17 protein-coding genes and 1 pseudogene are annotated in these 23,847 nt (G+C 71.9%); 7 read left to right on the top strand and 11 right to left on the bottom strand.

Translation table 11 applies throughout. The features are described 5' to 3' along the window. Positions 1 to 183: 183 nt before the first annotated feature. The 5 genes from UO65_RS30370 to UO65_RS30350 all read left to right on the top strand — a co-directional run bounded on the left by UO65_RS30370 (position 184) and on the right by UO65_RS30350 (position 3,236). On the top strand, positions 184 to 567 hold the full coding sequence (locus UO65_RS30370; protein WP_035289568.1) for a hypothetical protein: 384 nt from the start codon (positions 184 to 186) through the stop codon (positions 565 to 567). A 19-nt stretch (positions 568 to 586) separates the two neighbouring features. Then, positions 587 to 1,171 (top strand): DUF3558 domain-containing protein, encoded by a 585-nt coding sequence (locus tag UO65_RS30365; protein WP_233427902.1) that lies wholly within the window; start codon positions 587 to 589, stop codon positions 1,169 to 1,171. A 160-nt stretch (positions 1,172 to 1,331) separates the two neighbouring features. Then, complete coding sequence (locus UO65_RS30360) at positions 1,332 to 2,135, top strand: spermidine synthase (RefSeq protein ID WP_233427901.1); 804 nt, start codon at positions 1,332 to 1,334, stop codon at positions 2,133 to 2,135. Between the two features lie 42 nt (positions 2,136 to 2,177). Continuing rightward, positions 2,178 to 2,507 (top strand): DUF3140 domain-containing protein, encoded by a 330-nt coding sequence (locus tag UO65_RS30355; protein WP_035289559.1) that lies wholly within the window; start codon positions 2,178 to 2,180, stop codon positions 2,505 to 2,507. Positions 2,508 to 2,543: 36 nt separating this feature from the next. Continuing rightward, positions 2,544 to 3,236 carry an HAD family hydrolase gene (locus UO65_RS30350; RefSeq protein WP_035289556.1) on the top strand — a complete coding sequence of 231 codons (693 nt, stop codon included), beginning with the start codon at positions 2,544 to 2,546 and terminating at the stop codon, positions 3,234 to 3,236. On the opposite strand, the gene efeB is transcribed toward UO65_RS30350, so the two are convergent. Genes efeB through efeU form a run of 3 tightly spaced genes read right to left on the bottom strand, consistent with a single transcriptional unit; the run spans position 3,196 to position 6,475 of the window. Next, a complete protein-coding gene (efeB, locus tag UO65_RS30345; RefSeq protein WP_052022017.1) occupies positions 3,196 to 4,500 on the bottom strand; it encodes an iron uptake transporter deferrochelatase/peroxidase subunit in 1,305 nt (434 codons plus the stop codon). The genes UO65_RS30350 and efeB overlap by 41 nt on opposite strands. Then, positions 4,497 to 5,633: an iron uptake system protein EfeO gene (efeO, locus tag UO65_RS30340; RefSeq protein WP_035289554.1), complete on the bottom strand. Its 1,137-nt coding sequence runs from the start codon at positions 5,631 to 5,633 to the stop codon at positions 4,497 to 4,499. Before efeO ends, efeB begins: the two co-directional genes overlap by 4 nt. Beyond that, complete coding sequence (efeU, locus tag UO65_RS30335; RefSeq protein WP_035289551.1) at positions 5,630 to 6,475, bottom strand: iron uptake transporter permease EfeU; 846 nt, start codon at positions 6,473 to 6,475, stop codon at positions 5,630 to 5,632. Before efeU ends, efeO begins: the two co-directional genes overlap by 4 nt. A 219-nt stretch (positions 6,476 to 6,694) precedes the next feature. Here efeU and UO65_RS37690 point away from each other — a divergent pair, with 219 nt between their 5' ends. Beyond that, positions 6,695 to 9,292 carry a serine/threonine-protein kinase gene (locus UO65_RS37690; protein ID WP_052022016.1) on the top strand — a complete coding sequence of 866 codons (2,598 nt, stop codon included), beginning with the start codon at positions 6,695 to 6,697 and terminating at the stop codon, positions 9,290 to 9,292. 64 nt (positions 9,293 to 9,356) lie between these two features. On the opposite strand, the gene UO65_RS30325 is transcribed toward UO65_RS37690, so the two are convergent. The 8 genes and pseudogenes from UO65_RS30325 to UO65_RS30290 form a co-directional block, all read right to left on the bottom strand. Then, complete coding sequence (locus UO65_RS30325) at positions 9,357 to 9,713, bottom strand: STAS domain-containing protein (protein ID WP_052022015.1); 357 nt, start codon at positions 9,711 to 9,713, stop codon at positions 9,357 to 9,359. Positions 9,714 to 9,780: 67 nt separating this feature from the next. Then, a pseudogene (locus tag UO65_RS38885) lies at positions 9,781 to 10,740 on the bottom strand (amino acid transporter); the annotation flags it as partial. Positions 10,741 to 11,154: 414 nt separating this feature from the next. Beyond that, a complete protein-coding gene (gene pulA / locus UO65_RS30315) occupies positions 11,155 to 16,839 on the bottom strand; it encodes a pullulanase-type alpha-1,6-glucosidase (protein WP_035289548.1) in 5,685 nt (1,894 codons plus the stop codon). A 212-nt stretch (positions 16,840 to 17,051) separates the two neighbouring features. Continuing rightward, entirely contained in the window at positions 17,052 to 17,651 is a 600-nt protein-coding gene (locus tag UO65_RS30310; RefSeq protein WP_035289544.1) for a hypothetical protein, read from the bottom strand. Positions 17,652 to 17,772: 121 nt separating this feature from the next. Next, a complete protein-coding gene (locus tag UO65_RS30305; RefSeq protein WP_035289541.1) occupies positions 17,773 to 18,681 on the bottom strand; it encodes a choice-of-anchor P family protein in 909 nt (302 codons plus the stop codon). Positions 18,682 to 18,974: 293 nt separating this feature from the next. Next, positions 18,975 to 19,853 (bottom strand): carbohydrate ABC transporter permease, encoded by an 879-nt coding sequence (locus UO65_RS30300; RefSeq protein ID WP_084176394.1) that lies wholly within the window; start codon positions 19,851 to 19,853, stop codon positions 18,975 to 18,977. After that, a complete protein-coding gene (locus UO65_RS30295; RefSeq protein WP_084176393.1) occupies positions 19,850 to 20,827 on the bottom strand; it encodes a carbohydrate ABC transporter permease in 978 nt (325 codons plus the stop codon). Before UO65_RS30295 ends, UO65_RS30300 begins: the two co-directional genes overlap by 4 nt. A 90-nt stretch (positions 20,828 to 20,917) precedes the next feature. Next, a complete protein-coding gene (locus tag UO65_RS30290) occupies positions 20,918 to 22,069 on the bottom strand; it encodes an ABC transporter substrate-binding protein (protein WP_233427900.1) in 1,152 nt (383 codons plus the stop codon). 445 nt (positions 22,070 to 22,514) lie between these two features. On the opposite strand from UO65_RS30290, the gene UO65_RS30285 reads away from it, so the two are divergent. Continuing rightward, positions 22,515 to 23,612, top strand: a complete 1,098-nt coding sequence (locus UO65_RS30285; RefSeq protein WP_035289532.1) for an ABC transporter ATP-binding protein — start codon at positions 22,515 to 22,517, stop codon at positions 23,610 to 23,612. Positions 23,613 to 23,847 lie beyond the last annotated feature (235 nt).

Raw genomic sequence — 23,847 nt, 5'->3', positions numbered from 1 at the left:
GAGAAGCCCCCGGCAGGTGGCCCGCGCCATGCTCGCCGACTCACCGGACGCGAAACACTCGGTTGCCTCGATCGGCTGATCAGCGCTCAACCATCGGCGCAGGTTATGCGAAACCTGAGACACGTACCTCCACCGGCACGTACGGTGACCCTCAGTGACGCATCACTACCGCAGGGGGAATTCGTGTACATCGATGAGGGAGAGTCCGCGTCGCTCGAGGCCATCGGCAAGTCGATGGAAGCATTCGTGGGCGCCGCCGCCGCAGGCCAATTCGCCGTCAACCAGCACGGCGGCGACGCCATGCTGGCGGCCATCCGCAAGATGGCCGACTGGATCGCGGACAACCGAGGCAGGTGGTTCGTCCTGACGCAAGAGCCCAAGTTGGGTTCCAGCAACGCCGCGAAGGTGATGAAACCGTACGTTCAGCAGGTGGCTGTTGATCCCGAGGGCTTCCTGACCCAGCTCGATGCTTTGGCGAAGTCACTGAGCCAAGCCGAGGCCGCCATCAAGCAGGCGATGGACAACTATCGTGAAGTCGACGAGAACGCTGCGAGTAGGCTCACATGAGAGGGAGGTCTGATCCGTGATGCGCATCCGCGCCTGTGTCGTCTTCGCGGTGCTGGTGTTCGCGGCGGCAACCGGGTGTTCGACCGAGACTGCTGGGCGTGCTGTGCCCGGCGTGGTGGATTCGGGTGACCCCGAGCCGTCGACAACCCCGACCGGGTCGACCTCGGAGTCGGGGGGGCCGACCGGGTCCGGCGATTCCGCGGACACCATCGATCCGTGTGCTCTGTTCACCTCGGAGACGAAGGCCGCGCTCGGTGTGACAGGCCCCGCCAAGCCCGATGAGACGAGGATCGCGCGACTCTGTCAGTGGAAGGTCGACAAAGGTTCGATCGCGGACAGCTACAACTTCACGGTCGCCGTGTTCCCCGAATTGGGCATTGACCAACTTGTCGTCGATGGGGAGAAGACGTCCATTTCGGTGGGCTCTCGCCGGGCCGTTCAAGCTATTACACAGCTCGATGACATCTGTGTGGTGTCCATCGAGTTGACGGCGACGTCGCGGGTGGATGTGTCGGGGATCGGGACCGGGGGGACGATGGAGCCCGCCGTGCTGTGCCCGAAGGTGCTGGACGCGGCGAAGCTGGTCGAGCCGGAACTTCCCTGACCGCGCGTCGCCTGCTCTGATCGGTTGTGCTGGGCGGGGTGACGGGTCCCGTTCGGCGTCTGCCCACCGGTTTTCCGCATACGACACGACGCCCGCTCGGCGGGTGTGGTCTGCTGTGCGCGTGTGCAGCGAGCGGTTTCCACGGCAGGGGCGGTACCCGGTGCGGTTCGGCACCGCAGAGATCCTGCGCGACCTCGACCGGGCCGACGGCTGGTTGCTGTCGGTCGGGGGGATCGCGCAGTCGTACGTGGACCTCGCCGATCCGGCGCACCTGGAGTTCGACTACATGCGCCGGATCGCCGACGTCCTCGACTGCCTGCCCGGGGGGCCGTTGGACGTGCTGCACGTCGGTGGTGGGGCGGGCACGCTCGCGCGCTACCTGGCCGCCACCCGGCCCGGGTCGGCGCAGGGGCTGGTGGACGCGGACGCGGAGTTGGTGGCGCTGGCGGTGGAGCAGTTCGGGCTCGACCGGGTGCCGGGGCTGGAGGTGGTGGTGGGGGAGGGGCGGCCCGCGCTGGCCGCCGCCGGGTCGGGGTCGCGGGACGTGGTCATCCTCGACGCGTTCGTGCGGGCGGTGGTCCCGGAGGGGATGGTGACCGTGGAGTCGGTGTCGGAGGTGGCGCGCGTGCTGCGGGCCGACGGGGTGTGCCTGGTGAACGTGACCGACGGGCCCGGCCTGCCCTACGCGCGGCGGGTGCTGGCCACCCTGGGCGCCGTGTTCGCCGAGGTGATGCTGGTGGGGGAGCCCGCGGTGCTGCGCGGTCGGCGGTTCAGCAACCTGGTGGTCGCCGCGTCCGCCGCGCCGCTGCCGGTGGCGGAGGTCGCCGGGCGCGCGGCGGCGGCGCCCTTCCCCGCCCGGTGCGTGACCGACCGGGACCTGCGCGAGCTGTCCGGCTCCGCGCGGCCGATGGTCGACGGCGAACCCGTGACCGCCCCGGTGCCGCCGCCGGACCTGTTCACCTGACCGGGACGGTAGCCGCGCCCGCCGGTGGGGTAGCCCGGGTGCATGGACGACGACGAGCGCAAGCAGGTCAGGGCCGAGTTCGACGACGTGGTCAACGTGACCCCGGCGCGGCTGGAGAAGTGGCTCGACACCGACGAGTCGAAGTCGGTTGGTGACAAGGACGGCGGCGGCGAGTCCACCGGGCACCAGTCCGGGCGGCACATCGTGCGCATCCTGCGCTCGAAGCACGACGAACTGTCCGACGCGGACTACGCGCACATGCGCAAGGTCGTGGGTTACGTGCACCGCCACACCGCCCAGCGCCCGCACGGCGACGTGGAGCACACCCCGTGGCGGTACTCGCTGCTGAACTGGGGCCACGACCCGCTCTGAGGTTTTCCCCGCCCCGCCCCCGGGCACCCACCGGCCATGCCCGACACCCCCGAACGCCCCACCGCCGTCCTCGACGTCGACGGGACGCTGGTCGACACCAACTACCAGCACGCCGTGGCCTGGTACCGCGCCTTCCGCGGCGTCGGCCGGACCCTGCCGGTGTGGCAGTTGCACCGGCACATCGGGATGGGCGGCGACCGCCTGGTGCCCGCGGTGGCGGGTGAGGACTTCGAGCGCGCCTTCGGCGACGAGGTGCGCGAGGCCTGGGTCGGGGAGTTCGACGCCCTGATCGACGAGGTGCGCCCGTTCGAGGGTGTGGACCGGCTGCTGGGCGGGCTGCGGGAGCGCGGGTTCCAGGTCGTGCTGGCCACCTCGGGCAAGCCCAAGCACGTGGATGTCTTCCGCGACCTGCTCGACGCCCGCGACCTCCCCTACACCACGTCCGAGGACGTCGAGGACACCAAGCCCGCCCCGGACCTCATGCAGGTCGCCCTGGACAAGGTCGGGGCCACCGACGCGGTCGCCCTGGGCGACTCGGTGTGGGACTTCCACGCCGCCCGCAAGCTGGGCCTGGGCACGGTCGGCCTGCTCACCGGCGGCTTTGGCGAGGCCGAGCTGCGCGACGCCGGGGCCGAGGTGGTGTTCCCGTCGGTCCTCGACCTCGCCGACAACCTCGACGTCTCCCCGTTCAGCCAAACAGGCCCTGACCCCAGTACTGCCCGTCCCTGACCCCCGGGGGCACGGCGAAGTGCCCGGAACCGTTGTGCTCCAGGTACTCCATCATCGGGTCCTTCGACGACAGCGCCCGCTGCATGGGCACGAACCGGGTGCGGGTGTCCCGGTTGAAGCAGAGGAAGAACAGCCCCGCGTCCAGGTGGCCCAGGCCGTCGCTGCCGTCGGCGAAGTTGTAGCCGCGGCGCAGGATTCTGGCCCCCTCCAGGGCTTCCGCCGACGCCAGCCGCACGTGGGCATCCTCGGCGATCACCGGCACCCCGCCCGCGCCGCGCACGTGCGGGTCGACCGGGTCGAACTCGTCCTGCTGCCCCAGCGGGGCGCCGCTGCCCTTGCGGCGGCCGACGATGGCCTCCTGCTCGGCGAGCGGGGCGCGGTCCCAGGTCTCCACGCGCATCCGGATTCGGCGGGCCACCAGGTAGCTGCCGCCGACCATCCACGGCGGGCCGTCGGACTCGGCCACCCACACGTGCTCGGCGAGCCCGGCCGGGTCCTCGGCCTTGAGGTTGTTGGTGCCGTCCTTGAAGCCGAACAGGTTGCGCGGGGTGGCCTGCGCGGTCGAGGTCGACGACGTGCGGCCGAAGCCCAGTTGCGACCAGCGCACCGCCACCCGGCCGAACCCGACCCTGGCCAGGTTGCGGATCGCGTGCACCGCCACCTGCGGGTCGTTCGCGCACGCCTGCACGCAGAGGTCGCCGCCGGTGCGGTTCGGGTCCAGGTTGTCCTTCGGGAAGCGCGGCAGGTCGATCAGCGCGGGCGGGCGCTGCCCGGCCAGGCCGAACCGGTCGTCGAACAGCGACGGGCCGAAGCCGATGGTCAGCGTCAGCGCCGAGGCGGGCAGCCCCAGCGCCTCCCCGGTGTCGGCGGGCGGGGCCGCGGCGCCGCCGCCGACCGCGCCGTCCGGCTCGGCCTCCTCGCCCCTGGTCATCCGCTCGGCCGCAGCGGTCCACTCGCGCAGCAGGTCGCGCAGCTCGGCGCGGTCGCGGGTGGTCACGTCGAACGCGACGAAGTGCGTGCGGTCCTGCGCGGGCGTCACGATGCCCGCCTGGTGCTCGCCGCGGAAGGGCACCGGGGCGGCGGGGTCGGCCGCGGTCGGGCGCACCCGCGGCGCGTCGGTCGCCGGCGCCCCGGCCGCCGCGCCGAGCCCGGCGACCGCGACCCCCGCCCCGGTGAGGCCGAACAGCCGCCGCCGGGACACCCCCGCCTGCTTGCCCGCTCCGGTGCCGTTCACCGCCGCACCGCTTTCCCCCGGGCCGGTCATTTCTGCGCCACCACCTCGGCCACCTTGCTGATCGGCTCGCTGAGCGCGTCGACCGCGGTGGCGAAGGCCTTGACCTGCTCGGGGGACAGGTCGGTGTAGAGCTTGAAGCCGTCGCCCCGGCGCTGCGCGGCCAGCAGGTCGGTCACGGCGGCGAACCTCTCCTCCAGCGTCTTCACCAGCGCCGGGTCGCGCTCGACGACGACCGGGCGCAGGGCGGCGATCGCGGCCTGCGAGCCCTCGACGTTGGCCTGGAAGTCCCACAGGTCGGTGTGCGAGAAGATGTCCTCCTCGCCGGTGATCTTGCCGGTGGCCACCTCGTCGAGCAGGCCCTTGGCGCCGTTGGCCAGGTCCAGCGGGGTCAGCTCCACCGCCTTGGACCTGGTCACGATCTCGGCGACGTCGGTGGCCAGGGTGTCGGCCACGGCCGGGGCGTCGGCGCTGAGACCAGTGACCCACAGCTCCTTCTCCAACCGGTGCCAGCCGGTCCACTCCTGGCCGGGCTCCAGGTCGGCCTCGCGGGCGTCGGTGCGCGGGTCGAGGTCGCCGAAGCTCTCCGCCACCGGCTCGATGCGCTCCCAGTAGGTGCGCGCGACCGGGTACAGCGCCTTCGCCTCGTCCACCTCGCCCGCCTTGACCGCGGCCACGAACTCCTTGGTCTTGGCGTCGAACGCGTCGGCCTGGTTGGCCACGTAGGTCTGGTAGCCCTCGGTGGCCTCGGCCAGCCGGGCGTCGGTGTCGACCTGCCGGGTCGCGCCGCCGGTGACGGTGAAGTCGGCGCGGATGCCGTCGCCGGTCATCCCCGGGCGGCACGAGGTCTGGTACTTGCCGCCGTCGGCCACCTCGACGATCAGCCGCCGGGTCAGGCCGGGGGCGATGTTCTCCACCTCGCCCATGATCCGGTCGCCCTCGGCGTAGAGGTAGAACTCGGTGACCCGGCTGCCCTTGTTGCTGACCTCGAAGGTGATCTGACCCGCCGCGGCCTCCGACCGGGCCACACCGCAGGACTCGTCCTTCGCCTCCACCGCGATCGGACCGCCCGCGGCGGGGTCGGTGCCCGCGTCCCCGCCGCCGCAGGCGGTCAGCGAGAAGGCGGCGGCCGCCGCGAGTGCGGCGCTGAGGGTGGGACGGCTCACGGCTGTGCTCCTTGGGGAACGGGGGGCTGGGCCTGCTTCTTCGCGGGCCGGAGGAACAGGGTCAGGGTGGTGGCGACGTAGGCGACCCAGGCGACGGCCTGGAGCACGGTGGTGCGCGCGGAGTAGTTGAAGATGCCCTTGAGCAGGGCGCCGTACCAGGAGTCCTCGGGCACCGGGCCGGACAGGTCGAACGCCAGGGTGTCCAGGCCGGGCAGGAACGCGGCCTCCTGCAGGTCGTGCAGGCCGTAGCCGAGCACGCCCGCCGCGACGAACACCAGCAGCACCCCGGTGACGGTGAAGAACCTGGTCAGGTTGACCTTGAGCGCACCGCGGTAGATCGCCCAGCCGAGCGCGACCGCCACCACCAGCCCGACCAGGAACCCGACCAGCGGCCCGGAGTTCTCGCCCGCCGAGTCGGTGGCGGCGTAGAAGAACACGGCCGTCTCCAGCCCCTCGCGCCCCACCGACAGGAACGCCACCAGCGTGATCGCCACCGGCCCGACCCGCGCGGCCCGGTCGAGCCTGCCGCGCAGCTCACCGGAGATCCGCCGGGCGGTGCTGCGCATCCAGAACACCATCCCGGTCACGAACGCCACCGCGACCAGCGACATCGTCCCGCCGAACAGCTCCTGCTGCTCGAAGGACATCGTCGAGCTGGTGTAGGACACGACGGCCCCGAAGGCCACCGACAGCGCGACCGCGGTCACCACACCCGCCCACACCCAGCGCAGCGCGGACCGCCGCTCGGTCTTGACCAGGTAGGCGACCAGGATGCTGACCACGAGCGCCGCTTCCAGCCCCTCGCGCAGGCCGATCAGCGCGCTGCTGAACGCGTACTCCATCGCCGGTCCCGTCCTGGTGGGTCCTCGGTCCGCTGGGCGGCGGACCCCGCACCGGTTGAATTTAGGTAAGGCTCACCTGGTGTGTCCAGTAGGTGGAGCGATCACCCACTGTTATCCTGGGGCTTTTGCCGTCTTCATCCCCATTTCCCGGGGTGGTGGCCTGCCCGGGTGGCGGGACAAATGGGTAGCCTGCGGACCAGTCGGGGTGAGGGGACACGCGTGCGCCGGGTTGAGGTCGAAGATCCGCAGCGGATCGGCAACTACGCCATCCGCGCCAGGCTGGGCCAGGGGGCGATGGGCACGGTCTACCTGGGCCTGTCCCCCGGCGGCCGCAGCGTCGCCCTCAAGGTCGTCCGCGCCGAACTCGCCCGCGATCGTGAGTTCCGCGACCGCTTCCGCCAGGAGATCGACAGCGCCCGCGCGGTCGGCGGCTTCTGGACCGCCGCCGTGGTCGACGCCGACCCGGCCGCCGAGCAGCCGTGGCTGGCCACCGAGTACGTCCCCGGCCCGACCCTCGCCGAGGCGGTGGAGCGGCACGGGCCGCTGCCCGAACCGGCCCTGCTCCGGCTGACCGCGGGCCTGGCCGAGGCGCTGGCCGCGATCCACGCCGCGGGCCTGCTGCACCGCGACCTGAAACCGTCCAACGTGCTCCTCGCCGCCGACGGCCCCCGGGTGATCGACTTCGGCATCGCCAAGGCGGTGCACGCCGCCTCCGGGGTGACCGGCACCGGCATCGTGGTGGGCACCCCGGGGTTCCTGTCCCCGGAGCAGATCGAGGCGGGCGAGGTCGGCCCGGCCAGCGACGTGTTCGCCCTCGGGTCGGTCCTGGTCCACGCCGCCGCGGGCCGGGGCCCGTTCGGCGACTTCGGCTTGGCGACGACCCTGTACAAGATCGTGCACGGGCAACCGGACCTCGACGGGGTGCCCGCCCGGCTGCGCGGGATCGCGTCGCGGTGCCTGGACCCCCGGCCGGAGGCGCGGCCGACCCCGGGGGACCTGCTGGCGGAGATCGGCCACCCGGAGCACGCGGAGTGGCTGCCGCCCGCGGTGCGCGACCTGGTGGAGGAGCACCGGACCCGGATGCTGGCACCGGTGCCCCGACCGGGCACGCGGGCCTACACCGGGGCGGCACCGGTCGGCCCGGCGGCCACGGTGGAACCACCGACGGGCAACGCGGCCACCTCGGTCGGCGCACCGCCCGAACCGGCCCGACCGGGCGCCGGGTTCGGCGCGGGAACACCGTCCGACGGCTTCCCGGCCCAGGGTTTTCCGGCGCAGGGCTTTCCGGTTGCCGGTCCCGGGACGCCCGCAGGCGGGGCGTTCCGGTCGGGCGGTCCGGCCGACCCCGGGCCGGGGGTGGCGGGCAGTGACGTGGCTCCCGGGTTCCGCCCCGGCGGGTCGACGGAGGCCGCGTCGGTGGGTCGGCCCACGGGGCGGGGCGAGGGTCGTCCGGCGCCGGATGAGGTTGCTCCGCTGGCGGAGGAGAGCCGCACCGAGCGGGTTGAACCCGTTGCCGCACAGGGGCTTGTGGCGCGGCGGGCGGAATCGCCTGACACCACGGGCGATGCGGGGACGGCAGGGCGGGATGCCCGTGACTCGGACGCGCGGGGGATGACGCGCGAGGCTGATCAGGGTGCACCCGGTGCGGGGGCGGCGATCGCCGAGGATTCGCCCACGGAGCGGGTGATCCCCGCACAGCCCGCGAACACCGTCGGGACCGCCGACCGGGATCAACACCGAGCGGCCGCCGAGGCGGGGCCGAGGGATTCCCGACCCGGGTCCGCCGACCGGGATGGACATCGAGCGGCCGCCGAGGCGGGGCCGGATTCCCGGCCCGGGTTCGCCGACCGGGATGGACATCGAGCGGCCGCTGAGGCGGGGCCGGATTCCCGGCCCGGGTTCGCCGCCGGGGATGAATACCGGGCGGCCGCTGAGGCGGGACTGAGGGATTCCCGACCTGGGTCCGCCGTCGGGGATGGACACCGGGCGGCCGCCGGGGCGGGGCCGCAGGACTTCCGGGCCGGGTCCGCCGAGGCGCGGGGGCCCGGGGATTCGGGGTCGGGCGGTGGGGATGTCGGGTCGTGGCCCGCGGCGCTGGGGGCGCGTCCGGGGGACCCGGGGTCTCTGCCCGCCGGGTCGCGGCCGTTGGCGGCTGAGCCCGGGTCGTGGCCGGGTGCGGCTCGGGGGGCCGAGGCGGGCGGGCCCGCGACCCCGGGGTCGGGGGCTCGGGAGGTCGTGCCGAGCGGCTTCGGCCGGGGTGGTGAGGTGGCCGCGTGGGGCGGTGGGGCCGAGGCGCCCGCGCCGTACCGCTCGGATGCCGCTGGGCCGCCCGCCCGGATGGTGTTCGAGAGCGGGCGGCTGCGGCCGCTGGTCCACAGCATGGGGACCGGGCTGGCGTCGCTGTTCTTCCTCGGGTGGTCCGGGGCGCAGCGGCACGACGTGGAGCAGGCGACGCTGCTGTTCCTGTTCGCCGCCGGGCTGGGGCTGCTGGCGGTGGGCGCGCTGTGGACGGCGCTGCGGCCGAAGTCCGTGGTCGAGGTGTCGGGGCAGGGGATCGTGGTGCTGCGGCCGGGGCGGCGCATCCGGGTCGACTGGCAGCAGATCGCGAAGGTGCGGGTCGTCACCGGGGTCGCCGGGCGGCCCTGGCTGGCGGTGTGGCCCCGGGACGGGGTGGCGGGGTTGGGCTCGGTCGGCTCGGGGATGCGGCTGGCCCCGGTCGGGCACGGCGTGGGTCCGGGTCGGCGGTCCCGCGACGTCGCCGACCTGCGCGCCGCACTCGCCTGGTACGGCGGGACCACCTACGACCCGCAGCCCTGACAGCGCACCGGCCCCGACGGCACGACGCGCGGTCCGGGAACCCGCGCCCCGGACGCCGGACGGGTCAGGCCTCCTTGGCGCCGGGGGCCGTGGGGGTGTCCGCTGCCGCGTCGAAGAGGTGGGCGATGCCGGTGATGGACATGACCCGGGCGAGGTTGCGGTCGATGGCGGTGACCGACACCCGCCCGCCCACCTGGGCCAGCAGGCGCTGGGCGGTGATCAGGGTGGACAGGCCCGTGGAGTCGCAGAAGCCCAGCTCGCCGAGGTCCAGGGTGAGGACGTCCCCCTCGCTCAGCGGGAGGTCGGTGAGCGCGGTCTCCAGGTCGACCGCGTTGGTGTAGTCGAGGTCACCCGCGAGGGTCAGGTGGTGCCCCTGGGGCGTGCGGTGGTGCTCGATGGTCAAGGACGTGTCAGCGCTCACCCGGCAGCTCCTCTTCTCGGCTCGCCCGAAGGTACCCGGTACGCCGCGAGATCACGCAAACCGCAGGTCAGCCGCCCACGTGGATGCCGGGGCGGCGGGCGGGGTCCTCCTCAACCGAGCGGATGATCTCCCGGACGACGGGGCGGTGTCGCCGCGGCCGAGGATGAGGTGGCGGAAGAGGTGGCCCAGGGGGTTGCCCTCGGACCACTCGAAGTAGCAGTGCGGGCGGACCCCGGTGGCGTCGCGCAGGGCCGGCAGGATCGCGGCGATGGCGTTGGGGGCGGCGGGGCTGGAGGCGCGCAGGACGCGGTGCCCGCCCAGCTCGACGCCGCGGACCTCCAGGGCCTCGCTGAAGTCCGAGGGGTCGTCGACGTCGATCTCCAGGAACAGGACGTCGGCGCGGCCGGGGACCGGGTTCATTGCCCGCTGGGCGGTCTCCTTCTCGTCGTACTCCGCCTCGTCCCCGACCTGGCGGCGGTTGGCGATGATGTTGAGGGCGCCGTCGAAGGCCAGGGATTCGGTGACGAAGCGGCGGGCGGCCTCGTCGAACCATGCCGTAGCCGGGCAGGTGGCGCGGCACGATGTTGATCAGACCGGCCATCGCCGAGGCGCCCGCGAACCACAGGATGAGCACGCTGCTGATGTCGTGGACCGTGCCGAACAGCGACCCCAGCTCCTGGTGGGCGAGGTGGGCCAGCGCGCGCCCGTTCGCCTCGCCGCCCGGCTGGAACTCCTCGGCGGGGATCAGCACGGTGGTGATGAAGCTCGTGGCCGGCAGGTACACCGACATGATCGCGGCGGCGGTGGTCAGCAGCCTGCGGGTGTTGCGGACCTTCTCCTCCTCGGACCCCGCCGCCACCAGCGGCATCATGCTCACCCCGGTCTCGAACCCGGACAGCCCCAGCACCAGCAGCGGGAACGCAGGCACGGCCGGGCCGACGACGCCCGGCCCCGAGGTCACCGCGCCCCACCACGCCGACAGCACCCCGGGCGTGCCGAGCAGGGTGACGACCCCGGCGACCACCACGGCCGTGCGGGGACTCCTCGGCGACCCTGCGGTACATCGGCAGCATCCCGAACAGGGTCAGCACCACGATCAGCAGCGTCGCCAGCGGGGACAGCGCGCCTGCGGCCAGGGCCGCGATCGCCGGGAGGTAGGACAGGGTGGAGAAGTAGTCGACCCCGGTCAGGCACATGACCTTCCACCAGGCCTGCTGGTCGCCGTGCCCCTCGTCGGAGACGCGGCCGGGCCGCTGCACGCGGTGCTTGAGCAGCCAGGTGCCCAGGGTGCCGTGGGTGACCGGTCCGGGCCCGGGGGTGTCCACCCGCTCGGGCAGTGCGAATTCAGCGGTTCCGCTCATTCCGGACATCCTTCGCGCAGGTCAGGCGGGGTGTGCGGGATGAAGGTGCCACACCCGCGCACACCCCGCCCGACCAGGATTCAGCGCGTGAGGACGACCACGGATCGCGCGGGGACGGTGGCCGTCGTCGCGGTGAGCGCGGTCGCCGCGGCGTCCGCGCTCAGCGGGTGCGCCGACCAGCCGGACGCGGGGGTGGTCACGGTCTTGGCGGCCGGGAACGGGTTGACCACCACCAGCAGGCCCCGGCGCGCCGGGTCGGTGTCGGCGCCCGCGGTGTCGTCCAGGTGCGCCACCACCAGACCCTGCTCGGCGGCCGGGAAGGACAGCTTGGCCTGCACCAGCGCGGCGTCGTTCAGGGTGAACAGCGGCGAGGACCGGCGGATGCGCAGCAGTTCCAGCGTGTTGTCGACCGCGCGGCGCATGTCCGGGGTGGTCGGCTTGAGCGCGGGGTCGCCCAGCGCCGGCGCCATGAAGGAGTACTTGGCCTCGTTGTCCGGCTTTGGCGGCAGGCCGCGGGCGAAGCCGTTGTCGCGCAGCGAGGGGTCGTACGGGTTGAACCAGTCGCCGGAGTCGTAGCTGTTGCGGTCGAGGGACTTCGAGCGCAGGAACTCCGTGCCCGCCAGCATGAACGGCTGGCCCTGGCCGAGCAGGACCGGCGCGTGCGCGATGTTCTGCATCCGCACCCGGTCGGCCATGGGGGTGCCGGTGGGCAGCTTGAGCGTGAGGGCGTCGAACAGCGTCTCGTTGTCGTGCGCGTCGGCGTAGGCGATCTGCTCGGCCGGGGTGCCGGTGTAGCCGGCGGGGGAGCCGTTGTAGGAGACGTCCTCGCCGGTGGTGGGGCCCGCTGAGCCGAGGAAGCCGTAGTCGGCCAGGTTGCCCGCCATGCCCAGCTTCACCAGGTCGGTGTAGTTGGCCAGCCGGGCCTCCGGGGAGCCGCCGACGCCGTTGTAGGCGCCCGCCAGCCCCGAGGCCAGGCCCTGCACGCGCGGGTCCTCGTCGAACGGGCCGCCGCCGCGCAGCGCGTCGCGGGAGCGGTCGGAGAAGGTGCCGACGCCCGTGCCGCGCATGTTGGCCTGGGTGGCCTGCTCGAACCGCGCGCCGCCCGCGACCTCGCCGAAGTCCCAGCCCTCGCCGTAGAGGCGGACCTTCGTCCCGTCCACGCCGTCCTCGGCCACCGTCAGCGCGTCCAGCGCGGCGCGGACGGCGAGGATGTTGGCCTTCGGGTGGTGGCCCATGAGGTCGAATCGGAAACCGTCCACCTTGTACGCGCGAGCCCAGTGCACGACCGAGTCGACGACCAGCTTGCCCATCATCGCGTTCTCCGGCGCGGTGTTGGCGCAGCAGGTGGAGTTCGCGACCGCGCCATCGGTGTCGAGGCGCTGGTAGTAGCCGGGGACGACCTTGTCCAGCACCGAGTTCGGCGCGTCCCCGGCGGCGGTGGTGTGGTTGTAGACCACGTCGAGGACGACCCGGTTGCCGTTGTCGTGCAGTGCCTTGACCATCTCCCGGTACTCGCGGTTGCGGGCCGTGCCGGACTGGTCGGCGTCCACCGCGTACGAGCCCTCGGGCACGTCGTAGTGCAGCGGGTCGTAGCCCCAGTTGAAGGCATCACTGGCGGCGGTGGCCGCGATGCACTCCTGCTGGGCCTGGGAGTCCGGTGCGGCGGCGGGCAGGTCGCAGGCGGGTTGGCGCTGGTCGGCGCGGCGCTCGGGGATCGAGGCGATGTCGAAGGTGGGCAGCAGGTGCACGGTGTCCATGCCCGCCTCGGCCAGCGCCCGCAGGTGCTTCATGCCGGTGGAGTCGCGGTGGGTGAACGCCTTGTAGGTGCCGCGCTCGGCGGCGGGCACGGAGGTGTCGGTGGCGGAGAAGTCGCGCACGTGCAGCTCGGTGATGCCGTGCTCGGTCGGGTCGCCGTCGAGGCCGCGGGCGACCTGGCGGTCCCAGCCCGCCGGGGTGGCCGCCTGCTCGCGCAGGTCGGCGAACTGCGAGTGCGTGGACCCCACCGACAGGGCCACCGAGTAGGGATCGGTGACCACGACCGTGCGCAGCTTGCGCTCGGTGGACGACCAGCCGGTCACCTCGTACTGGTAGTACCGGTTCTTCCAGTCACCCGTGCCCGCCCAGGAGCCGCTGCGGTCGTCGCGGCGCAGGTCCACGACCTGCGCGGGCCGGGCGTCGGGCGCGGGCGCCCGGGTGTCGAACAGGCGCAGCCGCACGGACTTCGCCGTCGGCGCCCACAGGCGGGCGGTCACCCGGTCGCCGTCGAACACGGGGCGGTAGGTGAACCGGGTGGCCTCGGCGGCGTAGCGGTCGTCCAGGGCGCCCGCGAGCTGGGTGCCGGTGGCGTGGCGCAGGGCGCCGCTGGAGTCGACGTGCACGGCGGCCTGCTGGGCGCGCAGGGCCTCGTCGACCCGGCCCGCGTCGGCCGCCCGCACGGTGAAGGTGGGCTTGCCCGCCAGGTGCGGGTACTTCACCGCGAGGTCCCCGCCGAGGGCGCCGCCGGGGTCCAGGCGCAGGACCTTGCCGCCGCTGATCCGGCCGTCGACCACGGCGATCCCGCCGTCGGCGTCGTAGCGGACCTGGTAGCCGTCACTGGCGACCGCGGGGACCTCCCACACCAGCCGGTCCTTGGCGACCCAGACCGCCTTGGCCTTGCCCAGGTCGGCGTCGGCGGCCGGGGCGGATGACGACGGGAGGACGAAGGACGCGGAACCGTCCGCCTTCGCCGACCCGGAGACGAACCACACCTCGTACCCGGTGCCCGCCACGTCGAGGAACTGGTCGGCGCCGGGGTCCTTGGTGTCGCCCCGGTGGATGATGTTGGCCAGCCCGCCCGCGCCCGGCGCCAGCGGCACGGACCAGGTCACGCCGAAGCCGTCGGTGGCGTCCGGCTGCCGCGACCGCGTCCACCCCGGGCTCGGTTCCAGAGAACCGGTCCAGTGGTAGAGGACCCAGTCGGCGTAGTTGCCGTCGGGGCGGTGGTAGTGGATGACCGCGCGGTTCTCCGCCGCCGCCCGACTGGCGAAGGTGGTGGTCTCCTTCACCCACGCCCGCGCGCCGGTCAGCTTGCCGGTGGCCACGGTGGTGGCGCCGTCGACGACGGTGAAGTCGAGCGGGGAGACGGTGGTGGGGACGGTGGCGACGGCGCCGAAGTCGTCGCGGCCGGACAGCGGCACATCGGGCTGCCCGGCGACCCTCACCGCGAGGCCCGCGTAGTCGCCCGAAGCTCGCTGCACGTGCACGACGGCCTGTCCGGTGGCCGCGACCTCACTGGGGAACACCTCCGCCGCGCCCTGCTCCAACCACACCTGCGGGGTGACCGACGGGTCGACCACGCGGTCTCCGCCGTCCTTCTCGTCGCCCCGGTGCGTGATCATGCCGACGGACTTGGCGCCCGGCTTGAGCTTCACCCAGGCGAACCGGCCGAAGGGGGTCTCACCCGCGAACGGCAGCGGCGCGGACCACTCGGTCGGGGTCTCCACGTCGCCCCAGACGTGCAGGCCCCACCCCGCGTGGTCGGCGCGGGCGTAGTGCACCACCAGCCAGTCCGGGCTCTGACCCGCGCCCGGCGGCTGGACCGGCGGGGCGGCGGCGAGGGTGATGGTGGCGCCGTCGGCACCGACCTGACCGGTCGAGCCCCTGGTCACCACGCGCAGCTCGACCTCCTTGCCCACGCCCGCGCCGGGCAGCGAACCCAGGTCGGCGAAGACGCGGTGCGGCGCGGAGTCGTCGGTGCCCAGGGTGGTCCAGTCGCGGCTGCCCTCGACCTTCGCGGCGAAGGTGGCCTGGCCCGCGCCGACACCGTCGGCCTTGACCTCCACGCGGGTGTCGAGGACCGTGCCCGCGGCCGGGGCGATCAGCGTCGGGTCGCCCGCCGTGGCGTGGACGCGGTCGGTGGCGACGAGGGAGACGACGGAGAAGGCGGGGACGGTGACCCGCACCTTGCCGTCGGCGCCGCTGGTCGGACCGGGGCCCTGGGCGGGGAACTCGGTGCGGTAGCGCAGGTTCCCGGCGGCGGCCGGGACGTCCACGGTCACCGGGGCCGCGCCCGCGTTGGCCACCACCAGGTGCTCGCGCTGCTCCCACCGGGTGGTGCGGCTGAACGCGAGCACGTCACCCTGGTTGAAGCGCAGGGTCTGGTTGCCGTCCGCCCAGACGCGATCGCGGTCGACGAACTCCGCCAGGTCGGCGAGCTGGCGGTAGAGGGGGTGGGCGGTGTTGAAGTTGTCCACCGCGCCGGTGCGGTCGCTGCCGATGAACCGCTCACCGGCGTACTCGGGGGTCTTGCTGGCGAACATGTCCTGCCGGGCCAGCTTGTCGCCGCCACCGCCCGCGAAGCCCTGCTCGTCGCCGTAGTAGACGACCGGGTTGCCGCGCCACAGGTACATCAGGGTGTTGCCGAGCTTGAGCCGGTTGAGGAGCTGGTCTTCGGGCACGCCCTGCTGGCGCAGCATCCACGCCATCCGGCCCATGTCGTGGTTGCCGAGGAACGTGGGCAGGGAGGACGCGTTGGAGTCGGCGTCGGTGTAGCGGTCGTCGTCGGTCAACACCTCGGCCAGGCGGGCGGAGCCCCTGCCGGACAGGAAGTCCAGTGCGCCGCTCTGGAACGGGAAGTCCAGGGTGGCCTGCATCCGGCCGGTCGTGGTGTAGGCGGAGGTGTTGGCCGCGTCGGAGTCGTAGACCTCGCCGAAGACGAAGAAGTCCTCCTTGCCCCTGGCCTTCGCGTACGCCTTGACGTGCGGGGCGAGCGCTTGCCAGAACTCCATGTTCACGTGCTTGACGGTGTCCACCCGGTAGCCGTCGATGCCGAGGGTGTCGATCCAGCTCGTGAAGATCCGCTCCATGCCGTCGACGACCCTCGGGTTCTCGGTCATCAGGTCGTCGAGGCCGGAGAAGTCGCCGTACTCGGTGGACTCGCCGGTGTAGGTCGAGTCGCCGCGGTTGTGGTAGAGCGCCGGGTCGTTGAGCCAGGCGGGGACCTTCTTGGTGGCGTCGGCGGGGGTGCGGAAGACGGGGGTGTACGGGAAGGACTTCGCCGGGTCCAGGGCGGGGAAGCCCGGCTTGCCCGCGGCGGCCCCGATGTCGACGACGTTGCCCCGGGCGTCGAGGTAGGGCTGCGCGCCGGTGCCGATGTAGTCGTGCTCGCCCTCGGCGTAGTCGATCACGTCGGCGGTGTGGTTGGCGACGATGTCGAAGAAGACCTTGATGCCCCTGCGGTGCGCGTCCCGGATCAGGGCCCGCATGTCCGCGGTGGTGCCGAAGTGCGGGTCGAGGCGGGTGAAGTCGGTGGTCCAGTAGCCGTGGTACCCGGCCGAGACGTCGGCGCCGCTGCCCTGCACCCACTGGTTGGCGAACATCGGGGTCATCCAGATGGCGGTGGTGCCCATGCCGTCCAGGTAGGCCAGTTTGGACCGCAGGCCGGGGAGGTCGCCGCCGTGGTAGAAGCCCTTGTCGGTGGGGTCGAAGCCGGTCCTGAGGCGGTCGGGGTCGGTTGTGCCGCCGCGGTCGTTGCGCGGGTCGCCGTTGGCGAAGCGGTCGGGCATGACGAAGTAGAAGCGCTCGCCGGTGAGGTCGTCGCGGAGGGCTTCGCCCGCGAGGTGGCGGTCCTGCGGGCGGGTGCCCGGGGCGATGTCGGTGACGGCGCCGACCGCGAGGCGTTGGGGTGCCGGTGGTGCGGGGGTTGCCTGGGCCTGGCCGGGGGCTGCCGGGAGTGCGAGCAGTGCCGCGAGGCCGAGCGCCACTCCGCTGCGCCTGCGTCCACCCATGACGACCTCCTTGTCGTAAGCCCTTGCACGCCTGCCGCCGCGTGGCGGGGCAGGCCAGAGCACCAAACCACGGCTGCATGTCGGGGTATAGGTCCGTTTGGCTGCAATGGCTTGCGAGGGGTTGCGCAACTGGGTGTCTGTTTGGAATCCGGGTTTCGGTGGGTGCCAGGCCGCCGGTTCTCGGGTGGCCGGGGTGGCGTCGGGGGCGGGGTCTAGAGGTCCAGGCCGAGCCTGCGGAGTTCGTGGCGGGCGAGGGTGTCGATGGCGTCGGGGTCGCCGGTGCGCCAGCCGGTGGCGATGCCCTTGGTCTTGGCGAGGCGGGGGAGGGAGGTGGTGACCAGGGCGCGCAGGGCGAGGAGGTCGTGGCCCTCGGTGCCCGCGGCGCGCAGCCGGGTGGCGGCGGTGGCCTCGCGGACGTAGCGGTGGCGGCGGGGGAACCAGACGATGAGGAGGAAGGCGATCGGGACGGCGATGAGGGCGACGGTGACCCAGAGGGCGAGGTCCTGGACCGCCTCGATCTGCCACTGGCCCGCCGCGGTGAGCTTGTCGCCCGCGCCGGAGCCGGTCTTGAGGGCGCCCGCCAGTTCGTCGCCGACCAGGGGGACGTCGTCGGCGTGGGAGGCGGCCTGGTCGAAGGTGTCGCGCAGGTTGGTGCCCGCGGTGATGAGGCCGTCGCCGGGGCCGCGGAGTTCGAGGATGCGCTCGCGGACCTCCTTGGCCAGCCAGGTGGCGAGCAGGACCAGGAGGAGGGCGACCAGGTCGCCGACCGCCTGCCTGATGCGGCGGGTCGGTTCGTCGGCGTAGAGCTTCATCTGCCCGGGGTACCCGGTCGCGGGGAGGGCCACGCTCAGCCGAACAGCGGCACTCGGCCGACCCCGGGACGCGCGGAAGGGCCGCCCCGCCGGGGGACGGCCCTTCCGGTCAGTGCTGTGCTCAGGCGGTGCGCTTGCGGCGGGCGTACCAGAACGCGCCCGCGCCGCCGCCGACGAGGGCGACGCCGCCGATGGCCAGCGGGAGGATGCCGGTGGCACCGGTGTTGGCCAGGTCGTCCTCGTTGGCGACCGGGGTCACGCCGCCGTTGTCACCCGAGCCCGAACCCGAGTCCGAACCGGAGCCGGAGCCCGGGGTGGTGGCCACGGGGGAGGAGGTGGGGTTGGAGGGCGTCTCCACGTCCTTGTCGCCGCCGCCCGCGTTCGGGGCGGTGGTCGACGGGCCGCCGTCGCCGCCGCCCGTGGTCTTGCTGCACTTGGCCTGCGACAGGATGATGTCGCCCTGCGCCAGGTTCTTGAGCTGGCCGCCGAAGCTGACGTGCAGGGCGTTGACGGTCAGCGAACCGTCGGCGCCGGTGATCTGCTCGTCCACCGAGACGGTCGCCAGGCCCGCGACGTCGACCTTGCCGCGCGCCGAGACGTCGACCTTGTGACCCATCAGGGTCACCTCGGCCAGGGTGGACTTGCCGGTGACGGTCTTGCCGTCGCTGGTGCAGGTGGCCTCGACGATCTTCGCCTTGAGGATGCCCAGCACGTCGACCTCGGCGATGCTGGCGGTGCTGACCAGCTTCGAGCCGGTGAGGTCGGAGGACGCGTTGACGACCTTCGCCACCACGCCCGCCTTGGCCAGGTCCACCTTGACGACCGACTTGTCGTCCCCGGCCGGGTAGGTGGCCAGCGGCGCCGGGCCGACCGACACCGAGGCGGCGTTGAGCGCCTTGGCCTGCACGGACACGGCGAAGGCGCTACCCGTGGGACCACCGGTGGCGGCCGCGAACGGGGCGGTCAGCGCGGTCAGCGCGGCGGTGCCTGCAACAGCGGCGGAGAGAGCGAACAGGCGGGGAGGACGCACGGGGGACTCCAAGGTCGGACGGGGCCGAATGGCCGATCGGGACCGCCAGGATGGCCGTCATCCCTTTGGCGGATCAAGTCCACAACCGTGACCTTTTTCGGGAGAAAAGTGGCGCTCCGCAACAAAGTGTCAGTTTTTCGGGTGAATCCACACCATCGTGCGCAACAGCGTGGATCTTGCTTGGTCGATCACAACAAAAACGCCCCCCGTCACGGGGGGTGCGTGATCGATTTCACAAAGCAACGAGGCCGTTCCCGGGGGCGGGAACGGCCTCGGTGTGCATGCGCGGTCGGCTACTTGACGCCGCCCGCGGTCAGCCCGGCGACGATCCGGCGCTGGAAGAGCAGCACCAGGATCACCAGCGGGATGGTGACGATCACGCCCGCCGCCATCTGGGTGCCGAAGGGGGCGTCGAAGTCGGTGGTGCCGGTGAACTGGGAGCTGATGACCGGCGCCGTCTTGAGGCTCTTCTCGTTCACCACCGACAGGGCGATGATGAACTCGTTCCACGCCGCGATGAAGGTGATGATCGCGGTGGTGAACACCCCGGGGGCGGCCAGCGGGAGGATGACCTTCCGGAAGGCCTGCGCCGGGGTGCAACCGTCGATCTGGGCCGCCTCCTCCAGCTCGGTGGGCATCTGCCGGAAGAACGCGGTCAGGTTCCACACCGCCAGCGGCAGGGCGAAGCTCATGCTCGGCACGATCATCGCCTGGTAGGTGTTGATCCAGCCGATCGAGCTGAACAGCTCCAGCAGCGGCACCAGCAGGGAGATCGTCGGGAACATCGAGGTGACCATGACGATGCCCAGCACCAGGTTCTTGAACCTGAAGTCCAACCGGGCCAGGGCGTACGCGGTGAGCGTGCCGATCAGCAGGACCAGCACCGTGGTGATGCCCGCGACCAGGAACGAGTTGAGCAGCGCGCGCAGGAAGCCGTTGTCCTCCGAGAACGCGGCGCTGTAGTTCTCCACCGAGAACGGGCTGGGCACCGGGGCGTCGGAGAAGATGTCGTTCGAGCGGCGCAGGCTGGAGACCAGCATCCAGTAGAACGGCGACAGGCAGTACAGCACGATGGCGCCGATGCCCGCGTACGGCGCCCACCAGTACCAGGGGCGGCCCTTGCCCAGCGTGGCCGCGGCGGCCCGCGGGGGTGCGTCGAGGGTGGTGGTCATCGGCCCTTCTTCCCGTCGCGGGTGCCGAGGACGTCGGCGCCGAGGAGTTTGACGAACACGAACGCCACGACCGCGACGTAGGCGAACAGGAAGATCGAGTACGCCGACGCCGGGCCGTACTTGCCGAACTTCACCGCCTCCTCGTAGGCGATCACGGTGATGGTGTCGGTGGCGTCCTTGCCCGGCCCGATCAGGGTGAACGGCAGGTCGAACAGGCGCAGCGTGTCGAGGATGCGGAACAGCACCGCCACCAGCAGCGTCGGCTTGACCAGCGGCAGCGTGATCGACCAGAAGGTCTTCCACGGCGACGCGCCGTCCAGCTTGGCCGCCTCGTACACCTCGTTGGAGATGACCTGCAGGCCCGCCAGGACCAGCAGGCCGATGAACGGCGCGGTCTTCCACGTGTCGGCGATGATGACGGCGAACCAGGCCTGGATGCCGTCGGTGGTCCACAGGACCGGCTCGTCCAGGTCCAGGATCTTGTTCACCACGCCGTCGGCCTGGAAGATCCACCGCCACAGCAGACCGGCGATCGCCGTGGGCACCGCCCACGGCACCAGGATCGCCGCGCGCACCAGTGCCCGGCCCTTGAACGCCCGGTGCATCACCAGCGCCATCAGCACCCCGAGCACGACCTCGATGGACACCGCGACGACGGTGAACGTGGTGGTGTTCATCAGCGCGTTGCGGAAGCGCTCACCGGCGTCCCCGCTGAACATGTCGGTGAAGTTGTCCAGCCCGACGAACGTCTCGCCGGACTGCACCAGGCCCGTCTCCGGGTCGATGCCGTCGTTGTCGCGGTAGAAGGACAGCCGGAACGCCGCGAGGATCGGGTAGGCCACCACCAGTGCCAGCACGAGCATGGTGGGGGAGACCAGCAGCGCGGCCAGTCGGCCGGTGCCCGCGCGCCGGTCCTGCTTCACGGGCGGGGCGGGAGGGGGTGGTGTGGGCGGTGCGTCGACAGTGGTCGCCATGCGGGATCTCCAGCGGCGGAACGGGAACAGGGGTGCTTCCGGTACGGGAACGGGGCCTCGGCTGATCCGCCGAGGCCCCGTGCCGCGCGACTACTGCTTGGTCAGCTCTTCCAGCTTGGACTGCAACTTCTTGAGCGCGTCCTCACTGGTCGTGGTGCCGCCCATGGCGTCGTAGGCGGCCTGCTGGATCGCCGAGGACACCTCCTGGTACTTGACCACCGCGGGGCGCTTCTTGGCCGCCTCGATGCTCTTCTTCAGCTCGGTCAGGTACGGGAACTGCGCGATCAGGGCCTGCTCGTCGTACAGGGAGGCCCAGGTCGGCGCCTGCGAGGTCTTCTCCAGGTTGTCGCGCTGCTGCTTCTCGTCGATCGAGTACTTGATGAAGTCCAGCGCGGTCTTCTTGTTCTTGGCGAAGCTGGAGATGGCGTAGTTGTGCCCGCCCAGGGTCGAGGCGCCGGGGCCGTCGAGGCCGGGCAGCGGGGCGACGGCGAACTTGCCCGCCACCTGCGAGGAACCGTCGGTCGCGTTGGCCTTGGCGTACTGGTACGGCCACTGGCGCTGGAACAGCAGCTCACCGGCCTGGAAGGCGCGGCGGCCCTCCTCCTCCTTGAAGGTGCGCGCCTTCTGGCTGATCTGGCCGGACTTGATGCCCTCGACGAGGAAGTCCAGGCCCTTCTTGGCCTCCGGGGTGTTGACGTTCGGCTTGCCGTCGTCACCGACGACGACACCGCCCGCGGAGTTGACCGCCTCGGAGAAGTTGACCGTCAGGCCCTCGTACTTCTCGAACTGCCCGGCGTAGCAGGAGGTCCCGGGCGCGGTCGGCAGGACCTTGTCGCAGGCCGCCTTCATCTCCGCCCACGTGGTCGGCGGCTTCACGCCCGCCGCGTCGAGCAGGTCCTTGCGGTAGTACAGCAGGCCGCCGTCGGAGGTGGTCGGCACCGCGTAGAGCTTGTTGAAGTACTTGCCGGTCTCGACGGTGGCGGGCAGCAGCTTGTCCAGCGGCAGCTCCGACTCGGGAAGCTGGGTGACCCACTGGTTGGCCGCGAACTCCGCGGTCCAGATGACGTCGAGGTTGAGCACGGTGTACGCGTCGGACTTCGTCGTCGCGTTCTGCACCATCTGCTGGCGCTGCGCGTCGGCGTCCTCGGGCAGCTCGATGACCTTCACGATCTGGTCCGGGTGCTGCTGGTTCCAGGTGTCGACCTGGTTCTGCAGGTTGCCGGAGAAGTCCTTGCCCGTCACCAGGGTGATCGGACCGACGCCCTCCAGGGCCGCCGGGGTCGACCCGGAACTGGGGGACGAACCGGAATCCGACGACCCGCACGCGCTGACGCCCAGGACCAGGGCGGCCGCTAATGCGGCACCGCGTGCGACACGACCTTGCGTTACCACGACGCCTCCACAGGTGATTCGACTCCGGGGCGCGCGTGCGCCGATCGACGCCGGGCCCCGCTCAGTGTTAAGCGGACTGTTCACGCAAGTTGCCGCCAAGGGAACGCACATGGGTTCGTCGTTACCGTTTCGAGACTGGAACCGTGACGCCTCCGTCATGGAATTGCGGAAAGCCTTGCAGGTTCCCCTGGTGCGGCACAGGGGTTTCCGGCATCCTGGGGCGACCCCGGCGCGGTGTCGCGATCGCGGCCGCCGCCGGGCACCCCATCGCCGAGCTGATGAAGGATGACGCGAGATGGCCGAGGTGCGTTACGAGGCAGCGTCGAGGATCTACCCGGGATCGCCCCCGGTGAAGGCGGTCGACGGCCTCGACCTGGAGGTCGCCGACGGGGAGTTCCTGGTCCTGGTCGGCCCGTCCGGTTCCGGCAAGTCCACCGCCCTGCGGATGTTGGCGGGCCTGGAGGACGTCAACGAGGGCGTCATCCGCATCGGTGATCGGGATGTGACCAATGTGCCGCCGAAGGGGCGGGATATCGCGATGGTGTTTCAGTCGTATGCGTTGTACCCGCACATGACGGTGGCGCAGAACATGGGGTTCGCGCTGAAGTTGCAGGGGTTGGCGAAGTCGGAGATCGAGACCAAGGTGCAGGAGGCTGCCAAGCTGCTTGACTTGGAGAAGTACCTGGCTCGGAAGCCGAAGGCGTTGTCGGGTGGGCAGCGGCAGCGGGTGGCGATGGGGCGGGCGATCGTGCGTGATCCGGCGGTGTTCTTGATGGATGAGCCGTTGTCGAACTTGGATGCGAAGTTGCGGGTGGAGACGCGGGCGAACATCGCGGCGTTGCAGCGGCGGTTGGGGACGACGACGATCTATGTGACGCATGATCAGGTTGAGGCGATGACGATGGGGCATCGGGTGGCGGTGCTCAAGGATGGGTTGTTGCAGCAGTGTGACACTCCGCGCGCTTTGTACGACCGGCCGCAGAACGCTTTTGTCGCGGGGTTCATCGGGTCCCCCGCGATGAACCTGCACACCGCTCGGGTGGAGGGGGACGCGGTTCTGCTGGGTGGGCTGGCGGTTCCGCTGCCCCGGGAGACGATCAAGGCCATTGGTGACGCCGGTCTGTCGGAGGTCACGCTGGGTGTTCGGCCGGAGTCGCTGGGGCTGGTTCCCTCGGGCAGCGACGGTGGGTTCGAGCTGGTGGTTGAGCTGGTCGAGGAGCTGGGGGCGGACGCGCTGGTGCACGGGTCCATCGCCGGGGAGGGCGGGGACCGGTTGGTGATGCGGGTCGACGGGCGCACGCCGCCCGCGCTGGGGCAGACGGTGACGGTGACCGTCCGCGATGCGGGCGAGTTGCACCTGTTCGACCCGCGCAGTGGCGCTCGCCTGGTTTGATGGCTCGCCTGGTTTGATGGGTGGTGCCGGACGCCCCGCGGACTCAGGGCCCGCGGGGCGTCCGGTGCTTTACGCGCTGCGGCTGTTGGTGCGCCGTGTCCGCGTTTGTGAAGCGCCGGTCTTTTGCCGGGGTGCCCGGGTGGTGGATGTGCTTCGCCGCGAGCTTCGGCTCAGGCCCGGTTTTTGGTGGGTGGTGCCCGGCTGGGTGGATGTGTTTGGCCGGGGCCCCTATGGC

It is taken from the genome of Actinokineospora spheciospongiae, from assembly GCF_000564855.1.
Lineage (GTDB): Bacteria > Actinomycetota > Actinomycetes > Mycobacteriales > Pseudonocardiaceae > Actinokineospora > Actinokineospora spheciospongiae.
Note: the sequence above shows the minus strand (reverse complement) of the source record. Positions and strands in the feature narration are given on the sequence as shown.

Excerpts from the sequence above, each read along its gene's own strand:
- efeU (WP_035289551.1), bottom strand. The coding sequence starts at position 6,475 with ATGGAGTACGCGTTCAGCAGCGCGCTGATCGGCCTGCGCGAGGGGCTG.
- UO65_RS30310 (WP_035289544.1), bottom strand. The coding sequence starts at position 17,651 with ATGAAGCTCTACGCCGACGAACCGACCCGCCGCATCAGGCAGGCGGTC.
- UO65_RS30355 (WP_035289559.1), top strand. The coding sequence starts at position 2,178 with ATGGACGACGACGAGCGCAAGCAGGTCAGGGCCGAGTTCGACGACGTG.
- UO65_RS30300 (WP_084176394.1), bottom strand. The coding sequence starts at position 19,853 with ATGACCACCACCCTCGACGCACCCCCGCGGGCCGCCGCGGCCACGCTG.
- UO65_RS30285 (WP_035289532.1), top strand. The coding sequence starts at position 22,515 with ATGGCCGAGGTGCGTTACGAGGCAGCGTCGAGGATCTACCCGGGATCG.
- pulA (WP_035289548.1), bottom strand. The coding sequence starts at position 16,839 with ATGGGTGGACGCAGGCGCAGCGGAGTGGCGCTCGGCCTCGCGGCACTG.
- UO65_RS30295 (WP_084176393.1), bottom strand. The coding sequence starts at position 20,827 with ATGGCGACCACTGTCGACGCACCGCCCACACCACCCCCTCCCGCCCCG.
- UO65_RS30365 (WP_233427902.1), top strand. The coding sequence starts at position 587 with ATGCGCATCCGCGCCTGTGTCGTCTTCGCGGTGCTGGTGTTCGCGGCG.
- efeB (WP_052022017.1), bottom strand. The coding sequence starts at position 4,500 with ATGACCGGCCCGGGGGAAAGCGGTGCGGCGGTGAACGGCACCGGAGCG.
- UO65_RS30350 (WP_035289556.1), top strand. The coding sequence starts at position 2,544 with ATGCCCGACACCCCCGAACGCCCCACCGCCGTCCTCGACGTCGACGGG.